This window comes from Apibacter sp. B3919 (genome assembly GCF_026537405.1).
Taxonomy (GTDB): domain Bacteria; phylum Bacteroidota; class Bacteroidia; order Flavobacteriales; family Weeksellaceae; genus Apibacter.
Genome location: NZ_JAFNMG010000002.1, coordinates 349,943 through 367,182, shown reverse-complemented (window position 1 = coordinate 367,182; position 17,240 = coordinate 349,943). Strand labels below are relative to the sequence as shown.

Sequence of the window (17,240 nt, the reverse complement as noted above, 5' to 3'; positions counted from 1 at the left end):
TTAATCACCAATAAAATTATCTAATTTTTTTGCTGCTTCTCCCTGATTAATTATATTTTGTATTAATCGTTGCTTTTCTTTTAAGGATAGTTTTTTATTCGAATTAATCTTATTTATACTATCTTTTAAAGCTTGAGGTAAATTATTTGGAACATATTTTCCTGTTCTTTTTAAATAATCGTTCCATTGTCTCAAATATTCATTACTGAAATCAGATTTTATGATGCTTTCCTCCATTGATTTTCTTTCAATGGTTCCGGTAAGATATTTTTCTGCAAGTAGAGAGGCCATGGGTCCGGCATAAGTTGCTCCAAAACCTCCATTTTCAACGACTACAGCAATTGCTATTTTTGGTTTATCTACGGGAGCTATTAAGACAAATATGGAATGATCTTTTCCATGAGGATTTTGCGAGGTACCTGTTTTTCCTTCCTGACTAAATGTATTGGTAAAAATCCTATGACCCGTACCCGACAAAACTACCATACTCATTCCCTTATTAACAATATCAAAATATTTTTTCTCGACTTTTACTTGTTTGGGTACAGTAAATTGAGGATCTGTTATCGGTTTTCCATCTATAGCTTTTACAATATGAGGGGTGTAAAAAAATCCTCTGTTGGCAATAACAGCCGTATAATTTGCGATTTGTAATGGAGTTGCCAAAACTTCACCTTGCCCTATTGAATTCGAAATTATAGTATAGATATTCCATTTATCCTTTCCGTAACGTCTATTATAATAATTAGCATCCGGAATATTTCCTTTACTTCCCACTGCTAAATCATTATGCATAAATTCGCCGACGGCAAAACTTTTAACTATATCACTCCATTCATCAATGCTTTTTTCAATGTTACCCGGATACTTGTTAAGTATTCTTACGTAAGCCTCTGCAAAGAAATTATTACATGATTTTTGAATAGCTTTATCCATAGCTATAGGAGTATAAAAATATCCACAATGGCAACCTATCTTCCTGTTTCCATAATGAAAACCATGTTTACATATAAATGTTGTTTTTTCATCTATTACTCCCATTTGTAAAGCAGCTAAACCATTTATCAATTTAAAAGTAGATCCTGGAGGATATGCTGCTTGAGCCGCTCGATCAAACATTGGCTTATTCATAGAATCCATTTGAAGAGCATATATATGTTTATTCTTATCTCTTCCTACAAATACTGACGGATCAATAACAGGAGCTGAGGCCATAACCAATATTTCTCCATTATTGGGATCTAAAGCTACGATACCGCCTCTTTTATTAACTAACAATTTTTCTGCCAGATTTTGTAAATCATAGTCAATTGAGAGTGTTATATCTTTACCACTATGCATTTGCTGGTCATACTCTCCATCCTTATATGAGCCTATACTTCTTAATCTTCTGTCTTTTTGTATATATTTAATTCCTTTTATTCCTCGTAAATATTTTTCATACGATTTTTCTACTCCTGTCATACCAGCTAAATTACCGGGCATGTAATAGGACGAATCAGATTTTATATACTTTTCATTAACTTCATTAATATAACCCAATATGTTTCCTGCAGAATGGACCAAGTAATTTCTTTCTGGGGTTCGAACAATTGAAAATGCATTATATTTAAAAAGTTTTTCTTGTATTCTGGCTAAATCTTCACTAGTCAGACCTTTCATAAAGGTCATAGGAACCAGGTTATTGTAAATTTTCTTATTTGATTTAATACTTTTGATTTTTTTTATAAAATCAGCTTTCGAAATATTAACTAATTTGCAAAAACCTAAAGTATCAAAATTTTTTTCCATCTGGGATTGGGTAAAAGTCAACTCATAGGAAGGAGTATTTCCTACTAATATTTTACCGTTTCTGTCCATTATATATCCCCGTAATGGAATTTGATATTCTGCTTTTATTGAAGTATTTGCTGCGTTAAGCTTATATTTTTCTGTAAATAATTGTAGGTAGGATATACGCGCGATAAACAGTAACGCTAAGAAAATCAACACCCCTATTATAATCTGAAATTTTTTCACTATCCAATCTTATTTTTAAAGAAAGCGTAAATTATAATGATAAATAAAAATGAAAATACTGATGTTATAAGAGCGTCTTCTACTACATCTAATATCATAGATATTTTAAAACTTTCTAAAATAAAAAGACTTAAATGATGAATTAATATAATTATTATTATATACGATAGTAATTGAAGGAAATTTAAATCTGAAAAGTTTAATATTTTCATTTCTCGATCTAAATCTGAGATATATCGAAGTACTGTATTTCTTATAAAAGAAATTAATACGGATGAGAAAGCATTAACGCCTCCGGTGTCCATAAAACAATCAATTCCAAATCCCAAAAGGAATGAAAAAATTAGAAACAGATAATTAAAAGATTTGTCATATGGATAAAAAATGATCCAAATAATATATATGATAGGATTATATTTATGGAAAAAATAGATGTTATTAAATACAAAAACTTGCAATAATAGTAAGATGGGAATTAAGATGAGATTTATTAATGTGTATCTGTTAAGCATTATTAATTTATAGAATCTTTCAAACTTTTAATTTCTTCTCTATCCAGTTTATCCACTACATATACTTTTTGTATATTTCCCATATCTTGAAATAATTCAACTGAAATATTCCAATTACCAGTCTCCTCATCTATGGATTTACTGCTCACTCTTCCAATTAATATACCTTCCGGATATATTTTAGATTTTCCATCCGTTTCAATAGTATCTCCTATCTTTACACCTACATATTTAGGTATATCTGATAAATGCATGATTCTGGGATCTTCTCCCTGCCATAATAATGTACCGTAATATTTACTTGATTTTAATCTGGCATTTATCCTGGTATTCCTATTAAGAATGGAAATAACTTTGGAATAATTTTTCGTACAATTGATAATCATTCCTACAACTCCGGTTGAGGTAACAACGCCCATTTCCGGACTCACACCTTGATCTGTCCCTCGATCTATAATTAAATAATTATTTGACCTTGTAATTGAGTTTGATATTATATCAGCAGTTGTATAATAATATTTTTGCTTATATTTTGTAGAATCTAACATAGCAAAAAACTCAGGCTTAATTTTTCCCGTTTTTCCTAGAAATTTATTTCTATATTCTTTATTCTCTTCTATTAGACGTTCATTTTCCTTTTTGAGATTTATATAGTACGTTAAATAAGATATTTTAGAATCTACATAACCGGTGAATGAAATTATTTTTTCTTCTAGTATCGAATTATGATAAACATTTCTGTTAAACGTAAAAAAAAGAGCTAATATCTGCAAAAATAGAAATAGCAGAAATCTACTATTTTTTGATAGAAAATTTATCAATACAGACATTAATAAGTTTTATCTTAAGAATAATTTATTATTTGATTAAAAAATTCTCAAATTTTTCAATATTTTTTAGTGCAATTCCAGTACCTCTCACAACTGCTCTCAATGGATCGTCAGCTATGAAAACAGGTAATCCTGTTTTCCTTCCTATTCTTTGATCGAGACCTCTAAGTAAAGCCCCTCCTCCTGCTAAATATATACCGGTATTATAGATATCTGCAGACAATTCAGGAGGTGTTCTTGATAAAGTTTCCATGATAGCATCTTCGATTCTTAAAATTGATTTATCTAGAGCTCTGGCCATTTCTTTATAATTAACCATAATTTCTTTAGGTTTACCGGTAATTAAATCTCTACCTTGAACTGGTAGATCTTCAGGCGGATTATCCAGTTCTTCAAGTCCTGAACCTACCTCCATTTTAATGTGTTCTGCTGTTTTTTCTCCGATAAACAAATTATGATGAGTTCTTAAATAATATAAGATATCATTATTAAATACGTCTCCTGCAATTTTAATAGAGTTATCACAAACAATTCCTCCCAAAGCTATAACTGCTATTTCAGTAGTTCCTCCCCCTATGTCTATAATCATATTACCTTTAGGCTGTGTAACATCAATACCAACCCCTATGGCTGCAGCCATAGGCTCATAAATTAATTTTACATCCTTAGCATTTACTTTAGCTGCAGAATCTTTTACTGCTCTTTTTTCAACTTCTGTAATACCTGAAGGAATACAAATAACCATCCTCAATGAAGGATTAAAAATTTTTCCTTTAATTCCCGGAATTTGTTTTATAAATTCTCTGATCATATGCTCGGACGCGCCAAAATCAGCTATTACACCATCTTTTAGAGGTCTAATAGTTTTTATATCATCATGCGTTTTCCCCTGCATTTGCTTAGCTATCTCTCCGACTGCAATAGGCTTCATGGTCCTTCTATCTATAGCTACTATAGAAGGACTGTCTACTACTACTTTATTATTATGAATGATTAGGGTATTTGCTGTACCCAAATCAATTGCTATTTCTTGTGTAAGAAAATCAAATAATCCCATTTAACTTTTAAATAATTGTACTATTTGGTTGAATAAATTCTCGAAAAAATTATAAAAATACTTTTCTCAAACTTTTAAGTTTTGCAAAGATATAACATCTTTATTGAAAATGATATATTAGTTAGAATATTTTTATTCAAGACTTTTTATCTGTTATTTAATTTCTACATCATACGGCATTAAGTACATTATTCCTTGATTACTTTCTATATTTTTTATTTTTTGATATAATTTATAATGATCCTTACCTAATTCATATTTAATAAGGTTTTCTATTATACCCGATTGATTCAAATCATTGTCATCAGAGGTAAACATATTTACTATAAGATCCCAATTGGTTTTTTCTTCGGGATAGGAAACTAAATTATAGGATGTTACCCCTGCTTTTTTTGCAGCATATTCAATTGCCTCATTGAATCCGCCAATTTCATCTACCAAACCCTTTTCTAATGCATCCCTTCCGCTCCATATTCTACCTTGTCCCACCGAATCTACTTGAGCATAGGTCATATGTCTACCCTTCATTACTTCATTAACAAATTTATTATATGTTATATTAATCCCCTTATTCATTATTTCTTTAAATCCTTGAGATGTTCCCTGAGTAATTGAGTAATATTTTGAGTTTGTATTTGTGGAAACATAGTCTGAAGTAATGCCAATAGTATTGGCTAATTTTTTAACATCCGGGATCATGCCTAAAACGCCTATGGATCCTGTTAGTGTGTTATCTTGGGCATAAATTTTATCAGCAGCCATAGAAATATAATATCCTCCGGAGGCTGCTATATCACTAAATGATACTATTAAAGCTTTTTTCTTTTTTAGCTCATATAATTCATACAAAATTTCAGCAGAAGCATTAGCGCTTCCACCAGGTGAATTTACTCGTAAAACTACTGCTTTAATATCATCATCATTTTTTATTTCATTAATAAGGTTGATAAACGTTTTGGAGTAAACCTCTGTGTCTCCTTTACCTGTATATATTTGCCCTGATGCATATAATATGGCTATTTTATCATTAAAAAATGATACATCGTCAGTAAATTCTTTATATTGTTCCAAAGATATTTTATTAATGGAATCCTCATCTGTCAAACCTAATCTCTTCTTAATTAAATTATCATATTGGGATTCATAGATCAACCTATCTACTAATCTATTTTTATATGCTAATTCCGGAATAAAACCATATAAACTATCTACAGAATTATTTAAACTCTCGTTAGTAATTTTTCTTGAAGAGATTATATCAGATGATATTTTATTCCAAAAATTCTGTAACAAATTTTTTAACTGATATCTATTTTCTTCTGAAAGATTATCTCTAAGATACGGTTCAACGGCTGATTTATATTTACCGTGTCTTATAACTTCAAAATTTACTCCAAACTTTTGTCCTAAATTTTTATAAAATAAAACTTCTGCAGATAAACCCGCCAATTCTATACTTGCATTTGGATTAACGTATAGAGAATCGGCCACAGAAGATAAATAATATGATCTTTGATCACATTCATTACTATATGAGTATATAAACTTTTTACTTTCTTTAAAATTTAGCAAGGCTTGACGAATTTCTGCTATTTGAGAGTATCCGGCATTTATATTGGATAATTTAAGACTTATTCCTTCTATTTTATCATCTGTTTTAGCATGATTTATTACATCTAAAATATCTTTTAAATAAACATGCTTAACATTATTTAATAGTGAAATTGGTACTTCTCGATCATTTGAGGATTCCAAAATGGAATTGTTTAGATTTATTTCTAAAATTGATTTATCTTTAACAACAAATTTAGATGGAATAAATGCTATAATATTTATTAAAATCAAGCTAAATACAACTATACTGGTTAACAACACAATACCAACAACGGTTGCCAATACTTGAATGATAAATTTTTTCATTTCTTTCTATTAACAAATAATTAATTAGTAGATGAATAAGGTTACTTTGTTACTAGGCAGCAATTTAGGAAATAAAAAAAATAATATATCATCAGCTATAAATTTAATAGATTCCAAAATTGGTTCAATTTTGAAAAAAACCAAATTAATTGAATCTGAACCTGAAGATTATTATTCGTCAAATACTTATCTAAATATTGGAATTATCGTTAGTACCGATTTGTCCCCTATTAAACTTTTAAAATCTATTAAAGAAATTGAAAGATCATTAGGTAGAATTAATGACAGTTATTTTAGCGGAAAATATGAGGATAGAACTATAGATATTGATATAATATATTTTAATTCTATAACATATTACTCCACTTCTTTAAATATACCTCATATTAATCATATTTCAAAAAGAAATTTTTCTAAAAAAATTTTATATGAACTGGTTTAATATATTTTTTTATTTAAAAAATTTTGATAATTTTACAACCTTCAATCATTTTGTATAGGAGAAGACTTAATATACTTACTAATTAATTATAGTTATGAATAAAAAATGTATTCTATTTTTACTTGCAGTTATTTGTACATGCTTAAATGTACAAGCTCAAAATGTAGATAGTAGTAATTTCACTGATGATTATGTAAAATTTACTAATGATCAAAAGCAATTTAATGACTGGTCTGTATCTATATATGGAGGTGTTCCGTGGTTAATTACATCTGACTTTACCTCTATAGATAACGGGGCATCTAGCAAATGGAGAGTTGGATATGATTTTCAAGCTTCGATAAATAAACAAATTTCACATGTCTTTGGATTAAGTTTATTAGGTCAGTTTGGTGAAACTAAGCAAGGATATGGTTCAAATAAAGTAGATGCTAAAACTAATTATTTCGCATTAAGCGTTTTAGGAGATTTAAACGTTTCTTCTTTATTTAGAAGAATTGATAACAGATCTCCTTACAGATGGGCTCTACATACATATGCCGGTTTAGGAACAATACAATATAAAGCTAAAACTAAATTTATTGAAAAAGGTTCAACCGTTTATGAAACTATGGCTGATGAAGATATGGGACTTAAGTCTATATTTGCTCAGGTAGGTACCGGATTAACATATAAAATTAATAAAAGATGGGATGCATCTTTAAGAGCTATGTATGTAATCACCGGTGATGAACTATTTGATGGGTCCGGTAATAACGGACACTATGCCGAATTGCATAAAGGTGGTAAATCCGATAATTTTTTAACAACATCTTTAGGTGTTACCTATAAAATAGGAAAACATAATGAATATTTAGGTTGGGTTGATCCATTACGTGAAATGTTTACAAAAATCAATGATGTAGCAAGTCAACAACAATTAGAAGTTTGCGTATTTGGTGATAAAGATGATGACGGTGTTTGTGATGATTGGGATAGAGAATTAGACACTCCTAAAGGTGCTCGTGTTGATGGTTCCGGTAGAGCATTAGACGTAGATATGGATGGCATTATAGACTTATATGATAAATGTCCTACTTTCCCTGGTCCTGCATCAAACGATGGATGTCCTGAACCGCAAAAACTTGCTGAGGATGCTATTAATCCATTAATTGCTACAATGGGAGGTATCCAATTTAATCTTGATTCAGACAAAATTCTCTTAGAATCGCAACCTATTTTAGATCAAGTAGCAGATATTATAATTAAATACGGTCAAGGTACAAGATTTTTAGTTGAAGGACACACTGATGCTAGAGGAACAGATGCTTACAATCTTAATCTATCAAAAAGAAGAGTAACTTCTGTGATTAAATATTTAGTTTCTAAAGGTGTGCCTCCTTATCAATTAACAGGTAAAGGTATGGGATTCACTAACCCTAAATATCCTGAATGTAAACCTGCTTCTAAATGTCCTGAATGGAAAAATAAAGAAAACAGAAGAGTGGTTTTCAAATTACTTGATTCTGCAGAATAAAAAAACTAATGATATAAAAAAAGCCTCTTATATAAGAGGCTTTTTTTATTTAATAATATTTAAAACCTACCACTTCAAAGTTATATTTATTTACTATTTATATAAAATAATTAGTTGTTTTTAAGTATTTAAAACAATTTTTAAAACTTTAAAAACCACATATAAAGCATGATTTTATTATTTATAAGTGAAACTATTTAAATAAATAAAAATATTACATTAAACATTCAGTTTGGACCTGCGACCTGCATAGAGTATTTTATTTTAATAAAATTTAATTTATTATTAATATAAAAGACCTTTTAATCTATTTTATTGAAATACTGTCATATTTAAACGTTTATAAATAATAATATAGTTTCAATTAATTATTTTATCTAATATATAAGTCTTTAATGAATAGATACTAATATGTTGATCTATAATTAATCGATTTGTAAATCTATGTAAGTAAAAAGGGATAAGTATAAAATAAAAAAGCAGGTTTAAAAACCTGCTTTTTTTTAAATTGAATTTATTTTTTATTCTTTTGTTTCATCTGATTTATTCTCAGATTCAACTTCACTAGTTTCATTAACTACAGCTTCAGATGTTGATTCTGCAGAATCCGCCTTTTTAGTTGAACGACGACTTCTTCTAGTTACTTTTTTATTAGATTCTCCTGAATTATAGGTTTCATTAAAATCCACTAATTCAATAAGAGCTGTATCTGCACCATCTCCTAGCCTAAAACCAGTTTTAATTATTCTACAATACCCACCATTTCTAGAAGAAATTTTGGTTGCTACTGTTCTAAATAATTCAGTAACCGCCTCTTTACTCTGAAGATAACTAAAAACCGTTCTTCTATTATGAGTAGTGTCTTCTTTAGATTTAGTTAATAATGGTTCTATATACGTTCTTAATGCTTTAGCTTTAGCAACAGTTGTGTTAATTCTTTTATGAAGAATAAGGGAAGTAGCCATATTGGAAAGCATAGCTTTACGATGTGATGCAGTTCTCCCTAAATGATTAAACTTTTTTCCGTGTCTCATGATTTCTTATTATTCTGCTTCTAATTTATACTTTGAAACATCCAAACCAAAAGTCAGATTCTTAGAATAAACTAAATCTTCCAATTCGGTCAGAGATTTTTTACCAAAATTCCTAAACTTCATTAAATCTGATTTTGTAAAGGAAACTAATTCTCCCAAAGTTTCAACTTCTGCAGCCTTAAGACAATTAAGAGCTCTAACAGATAAATCCATATCAACTAGTTTAGTTTTTAATAACTGTCTCATATGAAGAGCTTCTTCGTCATAAGTGTCTGCGGATGAAACAACATCTGCTTCTAATGTTATTCTCTCATCAGAAAATAACATAAAATGATGAATTAATATTTTAGCTGCTTCTGTTAAAGCTTCTTGAGGAGTTATTGAACCATCTGTTTGAATATCTAAAATAAGCTTTTCATAATCAGTTCTCTGTTCTACACGATAATCTTCAATGCTATAACTAACATTTCTAATTGGAGTATAAATAGAGTCAATTGCTATAGTTCCTATTGGAGCGTGATTAGATTTATTTTGTTCTGCAGGTACGTACCCTCTTCCTTTATCTATATTAAAAGTTATATTAAATTTAACTGATTTATCCATATGACAAATCACTAAATCAGGATTTAAAACTTGATAAGAAGAAATAAATTTACCTAAATCTCCGGCTGTCAATTCTGATTTTCCGGATATTTGAGCTGTTACAATTTCATTTCCACCTTTATTGATTTGATTTTTAAATCTAACTTTTTTAAGATTCAATATGATTTCAGTCACATCTTCTATTACACCCGGAATAGTTGAAAATTCATGTTCAACTCCTTCAATTCTTATTGATGTAATAGCATACCCTTCCAACGAAGATAATAAAACTCTTCTTAAAGCATTTCCAACGGTTAATCCAAATCCAGGCTCTAAGGGTCTGAATTCAAATTGACCTTTAAAATCATCTGATTCAACTAAAATTACCTTATCAGGTTTTATAAAGTTTAAAATTGCCATATAAATCTTAGCTAATTTTTTGTTTTATTTAGAATATAATTCGACTATCAATTGTTCTTTGATATCTTCAGGAATTTGAATTCTTTCAGGAACTACTTTAAAATCTCCTGATAGTTTTTCATCATTCCATACTAACCATTCATAAGTTTTATGAGAATTATTAGCTAAAGCATCTTTAATTACTTGTAATGATTTAGATTTTTCTCTAACTCCAATCACATCACCCGGTTTTAAAAGATAAGAAGGTATATTTACAATCTCTCCATTAACTGTGATATGTTTATGTGATACTAATTGACGAGATCCTGCTCTAGTATTAGACAAACCGAATCTATAAACTACGTTATCTAGTCTAGATTCACATAATTGTAATAATACTTCACCGGTAATCCCTTTACTTCTTTGTGCCTTGTCAAACAAATTTGCAAATTGTCTTTCTAATATACCGTAAGTATATTTTGCTTTTTGTTTTTCAGCCAACTGAACTGCATATTCAGATTTTTTAGCACCTCTTCTCTTGTTCGGACCGTGTTGTCCTGGAGGGTATTTTCTTCTTTCAAAATACTTATCTTCCCCATAAATAGCTTGTCCGAATTTTCTAGCTATTTTCGTTTTTGGACCAATATATCTTGCCATTATAAAATTTGAATGATATTAATAGTATTAAACTCTTCTTCTTTTTGGTGGTCTACATCCATTATGTGGTATAGGAGTCACATCAATGATTTCACTAACTTCAATACCAGCATTATGAATAGTTCGAATAGCGGATTCTCTTCCAGCTCCCGGACCTTTCACAAAAACTTTTACCCTTCTTAATCCTAATTCATACGCAACTTGCGCACAATTTTCAGCTGCCATTTGTGCTGCATAAGGGGTATTTTTTTTAGAGCCTTTAAAACCCATTTTTCCAGCAGATGCCCATGATATTACTTCTCCGTTTTTATTAGTTAAAGAGATAATAATATTATTAAATGAGGCTTGGATATGAGCTTCTCCTACTGCTTCAATTTTAACTTTTCTTTTTTTAGCTGTTTTTGATGCTGTTTTTGCCATGTTTCTATTTATTATTTAGTGGCTTTTTTCTTATTAGCTACAGTTTTTCTTTTACCTTTTCTTGTACGAGAATTATTTTTGGTTCTTTGACCTCTAAGTGGTAAACCCAGACGATGTCTGATACCTCTCTGACATCCAATATCCATTAAACGTTTAATATTTAATTGAATTTCAGAACGTAATTCTCCTTCTACTTTAACGTTTTCGGAAATGAATTTTCTGATAGCATTAACTTCATCGTCATTCCATTCAGAAACTTTTTTATCCTCACTAATTCCTGCATCTTTTAAAACTTTAGCTGCAGTACTTTTACCAACACCGTAAATATAGGTAAGGCCTATAACTCCTCTTTTATTTTTTGGTAAATCTACACCGGAAATTCTAGCCATAGTATTAACCTTGTCTTTGTTTAAATTTAGGATTTTTTTTGTTTATAATGTATAGACGACCTTTACGTCTTACAACAATATCATCTGAACTTCTTTTTTTAAGTGATGCTCTAATTTTCATTTTTCTTTCTATTTTAATATCTGAAAGTTATTCTTCCTTTTGATAAATCATAGGGTGACATTTCCAACCGTACTTTATCTCCAGGTAATAGTTTAATATAATGCATCCTCATTTTACCAGAAATATGTGCGGTTAAAATGTGGCCATTTTCTAATTCTACTCTGAACATTGCATTAGACAATGCTTCAATAATAGTTCCGTCTTGTTCTATATGTTTTTGTTTTGCCATATATTAATTCGGATTTCTACTTAATCTTGACTGCATTAAACCATCATAATGGTGGTTTAATAAATAAGTATTAATTTGTTGTACAGTATCTAATAATACACCTACCATAATTAATAAAGAAGTTCCACCAAAAAATAAAGCAAATTTATCGGTTGCGGTGAGACCGATAATTTTAACTATTGCAGGAAGAACTGCTATAAGAGCTAAATAAATAGCTCCAGGTAGTGTAATTTTAGATAAAACATCATCTAAATAATCAGCTGTTTCTTTACCTGGTTTTACACGTGGAATTAATCCTCCATTTCTTTTTAAATCATCAGCCATTTGATTTATAGGAATTGTAATAGCTGTGTAGAAAAAGGTAAAGACAATTATTAATAGGGCAAATAATAAATTATATTGCCAACTAAATACTTGACTAAATCCTGCCCAAAAAGTATTAGTAGTTGTTTCAGAACGAACCAATAAACCCGGTATGAACATTAGTGCTTGTGCAAAAATGATAGGCATTACACCGGCTGCATTAACTTTTAATGGTATATATTGCCTAGCCGCATTTGTTATGGAACGTAATGATCCAGATTTTGTTCTACTTACGTATTGTACAGGAACTTTTCTTACGGCTACAGTCAACATAATACATAATATGATAACTAACAACCAAGCAATTACTTCTATAAACATCATGATAAGTCCTTTTCCGGTATCTCCCATTTGTACACCAACTTCTTGAACAAATGCTGTTGGAAAACCTGCTAAAATACCAACCATAATTAAAATAGATATCCCATTACCGATTCCTTTGTCAGTTATCTTTTCCCCCATCCACATAGCAAAAATTGTGCCTGAAATTAAGATTATAATACTAGGCACCCAAAATAAGAAAATATTATTGGGATCTACTAAATAGGCTGTTCTAAATTGCTCAATAGGTAGAAAGACTTGTGTAATAGATGTCAAATAGGCAGGAGCTTGTATTAAACATATTAAAATTGTCAACCACCTAGTAATCTGATTAACCGTCTTACGACCGCTTTCTCCCTCTTTTTGTAGTTTTTGTATATAAGGTATAGCTAATCCCATTAATTGCACCACAATAGAAGCAGATATATACGGCATAATACCTAAAGCAAAAATTGATGCTTTACTGAATGCACCTCCCGTAAATGAAGATAATAACCCTAACAGGCCGGTAGCCTGTTGGTTTCCACCATTGTTTTTGTAGATTTCAAGAATATTATCTACTTCTACCATATTGATAGCAGGAAGTGAAACATGCGTACCAAATCTGTATACCAATACTAGAACAAAAGTGAAAATAAGTTTATCTCTTAACTCTTTTATACTCCAGATATTCTTTAATGTCTGTATAAATCCTTTCATGCTATTTTATAAGATGTTAGCTTTCCCTCCGGCTTTTTCTATAGCCTCTTTTGCTGATTTAGTATATTTATCAACAGTTATATTAACGGTTGATTTTAATTCTCCTCTACCAAGAATTTTAACTAAATCATTTTTAGAAATTAATCCATTTTGGATTAAAGTTTCTTTAGTGATTTCAGTAGAAATTTTATTACTATCAATTAAACCTTGAATTGTGTCTAAATTAATACCCACATATTCTTTTCTATTGATATTCTTAAAGCCAAATTTAGGAATCCTTCTTTGTAAAGGCATTTGACCTCCTTCAAATCCTACTTTATCTTTATGTCCTGAACGAGATTTATCTCCTTTGTGACCTTTAGTAGAAGTACCTCCTTTACCACTTCCTTGACCTCTACCTAGTCTCTTGCTATTATGTGTTGAACCTTGTGCAGGTTTTAAAGTATGTAAATTCATATCTTATTATTCTTCAACAGTTACTAAATGTTTTACTACTGCAACCATACCTAATATTTGTGGGGTTGCTTCATGTTCAACGGTCTTATTCAATTTAGTTAAACCTAATGCTTCTAAAGTCAGCTTTTGATTTTTCGGTCTTTTAATTGAACTTCTTTTTAAAGTTATTTTTATCGTTGCCATGTTCTTATCCTTTAAATACTTTAGAAAGTGAAACTCCTCTTTGTTGTGCAATGGTTTCAGCACTTCTTAAGTTTAATAGTGCTTTTACTGTTGCTTTTACTACGTTATGTGGATTTGAAGATCCTTTAGATTTTGAAAGTACATCTTTAACTCCTGCAGATTCCAATACGGCACGAACTGCTCCCCCAGCAATCAAACCTGTACCATGAGATGCCGGACGTATAAATACATCAGCACCGCCATATTTTGCAGATTGTTCATGTGGAAGTGAACCGTTTAATATCGGTACTCTAACTAAATTTTTCTTAGCATCTTCTACAGCTTTTGAAATAGCGCTAGCTACTTCTTTTGATTTACCTAAACCAAATCCTACAACTCCTTTTTCATCACCTACAACCACAATAGCTGAAAATCCGAATGCTCTACCACCTTTGGTTACTTTTGTTACTCTTTGTACACCTACTAAACGATCTACAAGTTCTAACCCACCTGGTTTTACTCTTTCAATATTATTTATTCCTAACATAATTTTTTAATGTATTAAAATTTTAAACCTCCTTCTCTAGCACCATCAGCTAAGGCTTTCACTCTTCCGTGATATATGAAGCCATTTCTATCAAAAACTACAGTTTCAATACCGGCTACTTTAGCATTTTCAGCTAATTTCTTACCTACTAAAGCAGAAATTTCAGTTTTAGTTCCTTTTTCTCCGGCAATTTCTTTTTGACGCGAAGATGCGTAAGCTAAAGTTTTGCCAGAATTATCATCTATAAGTTGAGCGTAAATTTCTTTATTACTTCTAAAAACTGACAAACGAGGTTTTTCAGCTGTACCGAATATATTTTTACGTACTCTCCTTTTAACTCTTATTCTTTTTTCTCTTTTAGTTAATGCCATAACTTAATTTTTTATGCAGATTTACCTGCTTTTCTTCTGATTTGTTCTCCTACAAATTTAACTCCTTTACCTTTATAAGGTTCAGGTTTACGAAGTGATCTTATTTTTGCACAAACCATCCCTAATAAATGTTTATCATACGAAGATAAAGTAATTATTGGATTTTTACCTTTTTCAGTTAAAGTTTCCACTTTTACTTCCTGAGGTAACTCTATAACTACTAAATGCGAAAATCCTAAAGCCAATTCTAATTTTTGGCCTTGATTAGATGCTCTATAACCTACCCCCGCTAATTCCAATTTTTTGGTGAATCCTTCAGATACACCAACTATCATGTTATTAATAAGGGCTCTGTATAATCCATGCAAAGATTTATGTTCTTTACTGTCGGATGGACGTTGAACTGCTAATTCAGAATTTTCAATATTTATAGTTATTCCTCCGGTAAGTTCTTGTTTTAACTCGCCGTTTTTTCCTTTAACTGTAACTACATTATCTTTATAATCAATGGTAGTACCTGTTGGAATATTTATTATTGCTTTTCCTATTCTTGACATTTCTTCAATTTTTTAATAAACATAACAAATTACCTCTCCACCAACATTTTCTTGTCTAGCTTTCTTATCTGTCATTACTCCTTTTGAAGTTGAGATAATAGCGATACCTAATCCATTTAAAACTCTTGGAAGTTCTTTACAACCGGAATATTTTCTTAAGCCCGGTTTAGATGCTCTTTGAATTTTTTTGATAGCCGGAAGATTAGTTGCTTTATCGTATTTTAAAGCAATTTTAATAACTCCTTGTACACTACCTTCTTCAAATTTGTAGTTAAGGATATATCCTTGATCGAAGAGAATTTTAGTAATCTCTTTTTTAATTTTTGATGCAGGAATTTCAACAACTTTGTGTCCTGCTCTCATGGCATTTCTTACTCTTGTTAAGTAATCTGCAATTGGGTCTGTAACCATATTTATTTAATTTTAGAGTATAGAATTTAAATTCTACTTTTAAAATCTGTTATTTTTTAATTTTTACCAACTAGCTTTTTTAACTCCCGGTATTAATCCTTCGTTAGCCATTTCTCTAAAAGTTACTCTGGAAATTCCAAAAACTCTCATATATCCTCTTGGTCTTCCTGTAAGCTTACATCTATTATGTAATCTTACCGGAGAAGAGTTTTTAGGAAGCTTTTGAAGTGCTTCGTAGTCTCCGGCTTCTTTTAAAGCTTTTCTTTTAGCGGCATATTTAGCTGAAAGTGCTTCTCTTTTGCGCTCACGCGCTTTCATTGATTCTTTAGCCATACTATTAATTAATTCTTTTTAAATGGTAATCCAAAGTGGGTTAATAATGCTTTTGCTTCCTTATCGGTTTTTGCATTAGTTACAAAGGTAATATCCATACCTTGAATTTTCTTCACTTTATCAATATTTATTTCTGGAAATATGATTTGTTCAGTAATTCCTAATGTATAGTTACCTCTACCGTCAAAACCATCTGATTTTATTCCATTAAAATCTCTAACACGAGGTAAAGCAGCAGTAATTAATCTATCTAAAAACTCATACATTCTATCACCACGTAAGGTAACCATTGCGCCGATAGGCATTCCTTTTCTTAGTTTGAAACCGGCTTCATCTTTTTTAGATAGACATGGTATTGCTTTTTGTCCTGCAATTAAAGAAATTTCTTCAACTGCATAATCAACAATTTTTTTATCTGCTGTTGCTGCCCCTAATCCTTGGCTTATCACAATCTTTTCTAGTTTTGGAACTTGCATCACAGATGTATAACCAAATTCCTCTTTTAGAGCAGAGATGATTTTATCTTTATATAATTGTTTCGGTCTTGCTATGTATTGCATAATCTTTCAAATTTAATTAAATCACTTCTCCTGATTTGGTTGCAACTCTAACTTTTTTCTCACCATCCATTTTATAACTTACTCTTGTTGGTTTTCCGGATTTTGGATCCAATAGAGCTAAGTTAGAAATATGTATAGAAGCTTCTTTTTCAATAATACTTCCTTGAGGATTTTCTGCTGAAGGTTTTCTATGTTTTTTAACTATATTAACTCCTTCAACTATCGCTCTGTTTTTTTCAGGATAAATTACTAAAACTTGTCCTTGCTTTCCTCTGTATGATCCGGCAAGAACTTGAACTTTATCTCCTTTTTTTATTTTAACTTTTGCCATTT

General features: G+C 30.3%; 23 protein-coding genes. 2 read left to right on the top strand and 21 right to left on the bottom strand.

All coding sequences use genetic code 11. The features are described 5' to 3' along the window. The 4 genes from J3U20_RS04980 to sppA form a co-directional block, all read right to left on the bottom strand. Positions 1 to 2,019, bottom strand: a complete 2,019-nt coding sequence (locus tag J3U20_RS04980; RefSeq protein ID WP_255571475.1) for a penicillin-binding transpeptidase domain-containing protein — start codon at positions 2,017 to 2,019, stop codon at positions 1 to 3. Positions 2,020 to 2,533: 514 nt separating this feature from the next. After that, complete coding sequence (mreC, locus tag J3U20_RS04975) at positions 2,534 to 3,361, bottom strand: rod shape-determining protein MreC (RefSeq protein ID WP_105298110.1); 828 nt, start codon at positions 3,359 to 3,361, stop codon at positions 2,534 to 2,536. A gap of 28 nt (positions 3,362 to 3,389) precedes the next feature. Then, a complete protein-coding gene (locus tag J3U20_RS04970; protein WP_055425343.1) occupies positions 3,390 to 4,418 on the bottom strand; it encodes a rod shape-determining protein in 1,029 nt (342 codons plus the stop codon). A gap of 153 nt (positions 4,419 to 4,571) precedes the next feature. Further along, complete coding sequence (gene sppA / locus J3U20_RS04965) at positions 4,572 to 6,338, bottom strand: signal peptide peptidase SppA (protein WP_160541874.1); 1,767 nt, start codon at positions 6,336 to 6,338, stop codon at positions 4,572 to 4,574. Between the two features lie 31 nt (positions 6,339 to 6,369). Between sppA and folK the strand changes: the two genes are divergently transcribed. After that, a complete protein-coding gene (gene folK / locus J3U20_RS04960; protein ID WP_160541873.1) occupies positions 6,370 to 6,780 on the top strand; it encodes a 2-amino-4-hydroxy-6-hydroxymethyldihydropteridine diphosphokinase in 411 nt (136 codons plus the stop codon). A gap of 94 nt (positions 6,781 to 6,874) precedes the next feature. Further along, on the top strand, positions 6,875 to 8,296 hold the full coding sequence (locus tag J3U20_RS04955) for an OmpA family protein (protein WP_160541872.1): 1,422 nt from the start codon (positions 6,875 to 6,877) through the stop codon (positions 8,294 to 8,296). A 521-nt stretch (positions 8,297 to 8,817) separates the two neighbouring features. Here the strand turns inward: J3U20_RS04955 and rplQ are convergent. From rplQ to rplX, 17 genes are all read right to left on the bottom strand, one after another. Next, a complete protein-coding gene (rplQ, locus tag J3U20_RS04950) occupies positions 8,818 to 9,330 on the bottom strand; it encodes a 50S ribosomal protein L17 (RefSeq protein WP_160541871.1) in 513 nt (170 codons plus the stop codon). Between the two features lie 9 nt (positions 9,331 to 9,339). Next, a complete protein-coding gene (locus J3U20_RS04945) occupies positions 9,340 to 10,332 on the bottom strand; it encodes a DNA-directed RNA polymerase subunit alpha (protein WP_160541870.1) in 993 nt (330 codons plus the stop codon). Between the two features lie 24 nt (positions 10,333 to 10,356). Beyond that, positions 10,357 to 10,968, bottom strand: coding sequence for a 30S ribosomal protein S4 (gene rpsD / locus J3U20_RS04940; RefSeq protein WP_105298115.1), 612 nt, complete (start codon positions 10,966 to 10,968; stop codon positions 10,357 to 10,359). Positions 10,969 to 10,995: 27 nt separating this feature from the next. Then, a complete protein-coding gene (gene rpsK, locus J3U20_RS04935) occupies positions 10,996 to 11,388 on the bottom strand; it encodes a 30S ribosomal protein S11 (RefSeq protein ID WP_160541869.1) in 393 nt (130 codons plus the stop codon). A gap of 11 nt (positions 11,389 to 11,399) precedes the next feature. Continuing rightward, entirely contained in the window at positions 11,400 to 11,777 is a 378-nt protein-coding gene (rpsM, locus tag J3U20_RS04930) for a 30S ribosomal protein S13 (RefSeq protein ID WP_105298117.1), read from the bottom strand. Positions 11,778 to 11,781: 4 nt separating this feature from the next. After that, positions 11,782 to 11,898 carry a type B 50S ribosomal protein L36 gene (gene ykgO / locus J3U20_RS04925; RefSeq protein WP_073961215.1) on the bottom strand — a complete coding sequence of 39 codons (117 nt, stop codon included), beginning with the start codon at positions 11,896 to 11,898 and terminating at the stop codon, positions 11,782 to 11,784. A 13-nt stretch (positions 11,899 to 11,911) separates the two neighbouring features. Further along, positions 11,912 to 12,127: a translation initiation factor IF-1 gene (infA, locus tag J3U20_RS04920; protein ID WP_055425352.1), complete on the bottom strand. Its 216-nt coding sequence runs from the start codon at positions 12,125 to 12,127 to the stop codon at positions 11,912 to 11,914. 3 nt (positions 12,128 to 12,130) lie between these two features. Then, a complete protein-coding gene (secY, locus tag J3U20_RS04915) occupies positions 12,131 to 13,510 on the bottom strand; it encodes a preprotein translocase subunit SecY (protein WP_105298118.1) in 1,380 nt (459 codons plus the stop codon). 6 nt (positions 13,511 to 13,516) lie between these two features. Continuing rightward, positions 13,517 to 13,966: a 50S ribosomal protein L15 gene (gene rplO / locus J3U20_RS04910; protein ID WP_160541868.1), complete on the bottom strand. Its 450-nt coding sequence runs from the start codon at positions 13,964 to 13,966 to the stop codon at positions 13,517 to 13,519. Positions 13,967 to 13,972: 6 nt separating this feature from the next. Then, positions 13,973 to 14,149 carry a 50S ribosomal protein L30 gene (gene rpmD / locus J3U20_RS04905; RefSeq protein WP_055425355.1) on the bottom strand — a complete coding sequence of 59 codons (177 nt, stop codon included), beginning with the start codon at positions 14,147 to 14,149 and terminating at the stop codon, positions 13,973 to 13,975. A gap of 4 nt (positions 14,150 to 14,153) precedes the next feature. After that, positions 14,154 to 14,675, bottom strand: a complete 522-nt coding sequence (rpsE, locus tag J3U20_RS04900; protein WP_055425356.1) for a 30S ribosomal protein S5 — start codon at positions 14,673 to 14,675, stop codon at positions 14,154 to 14,156. 14 nt (positions 14,676 to 14,689) lie between these two features. Continuing rightward, on the bottom strand, positions 14,690 to 15,046 hold the full coding sequence (gene rplR, locus J3U20_RS04895) for a 50S ribosomal protein L18 (protein WP_105298120.1): 357 nt from the start codon (positions 15,044 to 15,046) through the stop codon (positions 14,690 to 14,692). A gap of 11 nt (positions 15,047 to 15,057) precedes the next feature. Then, a complete protein-coding gene (gene rplF / locus J3U20_RS04890; RefSeq protein WP_105298121.1) occupies positions 15,058 to 15,603 on the bottom strand; it encodes a 50S ribosomal protein L6 in 546 nt (181 codons plus the stop codon). A 12-nt stretch (positions 15,604 to 15,615) separates the two neighbouring features. Continuing rightward, on the bottom strand, positions 15,616 to 16,014 hold the full coding sequence (gene rpsH, locus J3U20_RS04885) for a 30S ribosomal protein S8 (RefSeq protein WP_160541867.1): 399 nt from the start codon (positions 16,012 to 16,014) through the stop codon (positions 15,616 to 15,618). A 63-nt stretch (positions 16,015 to 16,077) separates the two neighbouring features. Beyond that, positions 16,078 to 16,347 (bottom strand): 30S ribosomal protein S14, encoded by a 270-nt coding sequence (gene rpsN / locus J3U20_RS04880; RefSeq protein ID WP_055425360.1) that lies wholly within the window; start codon positions 16,345 to 16,347, stop codon positions 16,078 to 16,080. Positions 16,348 to 16,355: 8 nt separating this feature from the next. Continuing rightward, complete coding sequence (gene rplE / locus J3U20_RS04875) at positions 16,356 to 16,907, bottom strand: 50S ribosomal protein L5 (RefSeq protein WP_105298123.1); 552 nt, start codon at positions 16,905 to 16,907, stop codon at positions 16,356 to 16,358. Between the two features lie 16 nt (positions 16,908 to 16,923). Further along, positions 16,924 to 17,238, bottom strand: a complete 315-nt coding sequence (gene rplX, locus J3U20_RS04870; RefSeq protein ID WP_105298124.1) for a 50S ribosomal protein L24 — start codon at positions 17,236 to 17,238, stop codon at positions 16,924 to 16,926. Between the last annotated feature and the right edge of the window lie 2 nt (positions 17,239 to 17,240).

What these genes read in the sequence shown, in the direction of transcription:
- rplO (WP_160541868.1), bottom strand. Translation starts at nt 13,966, where the DNA reads ATGAATTTACATACTTTAAAACCTGCACAAGGTTCAACACATAATAGC.
- rplQ (WP_160541871.1), bottom strand. Translation starts at nt 9,330, where the DNA reads ATGAGACACGGAAAAAAGTTTAATCATTTAGGGAGAACTGCATCACAT.
- rpsN (WP_055425360.1), bottom strand. Translation starts at nt 16,347, where the DNA reads ATGGCTAAAGAATCAATGAAAGCGCGTGAGCGCAAAAGAGAAGCACTT.
- J3U20_RS04970 (WP_055425343.1), bottom strand. Translation starts at nt 4,418, where the DNA reads ATGGGATTATTTGATTTTCTTACACAAGAAATAGCAATTGATTTGGGT.
- rpmD (WP_055425355.1), bottom strand. Translation starts at nt 14,149, where the DNA reads ATGGCAACGATAAAAATAACTTTAAAAAGAAGTTCAATTAAAAGACCG.
- rplF (WP_105298121.1), bottom strand. Translation starts at nt 15,603, where the DNA reads ATGTCAAGAATAGGAAAAGCAATAATAAATATTCCAACAGGTACTACC.
- sppA (WP_160541874.1), bottom strand. Translation starts at nt 6,338, where the DNA reads ATGAAAAAATTTATCATTCAAGTATTGGCAACCGTTGTTGGTATTGTG.
- rpsK (WP_160541869.1), bottom strand. Translation starts at nt 11,388, where the DNA reads ATGGCAAAAACAGCATCAAAAACAGCTAAAAAAAGAAAAGTTAAAATT.
- J3U20_RS04945 (WP_160541870.1), bottom strand. Translation starts at nt 10,332, where the DNA reads ATGGCAATTTTAAACTTTATAAAACCTGATAAGGTAATTTTAGTTGAA.
- rpsH (WP_160541867.1), bottom strand. Translation starts at nt 16,014, where the DNA reads ATGGTTACAGACCCAATTGCAGATTACTTAACAAGAGTAAGAAATGCC.
- secY (WP_105298118.1), bottom strand. Translation starts at nt 13,510, where the DNA reads ATGAAAGGATTTATACAGACATTAAAGAATATCTGGAGTATAAAAGAG.
- rplX (WP_105298124.1), bottom strand. Translation starts at nt 17,238, where the DNA reads ATGGCAAAAGTTAAAATAAAAAAAGGAGATAAAGTTCAAGTTCTTGCC.
- rpsD (WP_105298115.1), bottom strand. Translation starts at nt 10,968, where the DNA reads ATGGCAAGATATATTGGTCCAAAAACGAAAATAGCTAGAAAATTCGGA.
- rpsM (WP_105298117.1), bottom strand. Translation starts at nt 11,777, where the DNA reads ATGGCTAGAATTTCCGGTGTAGATTTACCAAAAAATAAAAGAGGAGTT.
- ykgO (WP_073961215.1), bottom strand. Translation starts at nt 11,898, where the DNA reads ATGAAAATTAGAGCATCACTTAAAAAAAGAAGTTCAGATGATATTGTT.
- infA (WP_055425352.1), bottom strand. Translation starts at nt 12,127, where the DNA reads ATGGCAAAACAAAAACATATAGAACAAGACGGAACTATTATTGAAGCA.
- rplR (WP_105298120.1), bottom strand. Translation starts at nt 15,046, where the DNA reads ATGGCATTAACTAAAAGAGAAAAAAGAATAAGAGTTAAAAGGAGAGTA.
- folK (WP_160541873.1), top strand. Translation starts at nt 6,370, where the DNA reads ATGAATAAGGTTACTTTGTTACTAGGCAGCAATTTAGGAAATAAAAAA.
- mreC (WP_105298110.1), bottom strand. Translation starts at nt 3,361, where the DNA reads ATGTCTGTATTGATAAATTTTCTATCAAAAAATAGTAGATTTCTGCTA.
- rplE (WP_105298123.1), bottom strand. Translation starts at nt 16,907, where the DNA reads ATGCAATACATAGCAAGACCGAAACAATTATATAAAGATAAAATCATC.
- J3U20_RS04955 (WP_160541872.1), top strand. Translation starts at nt 6,875, where the DNA reads ATGAATAAAAAATGTATTCTATTTTTACTTGCAGTTATTTGTACATGC.
- rpsE (WP_055425356.1), bottom strand. Translation starts at nt 14,675, where the DNA reads ATGTTAGGAATAAATAATATTGAAAGAGTAAAACCAGGTGGGTTAGAA.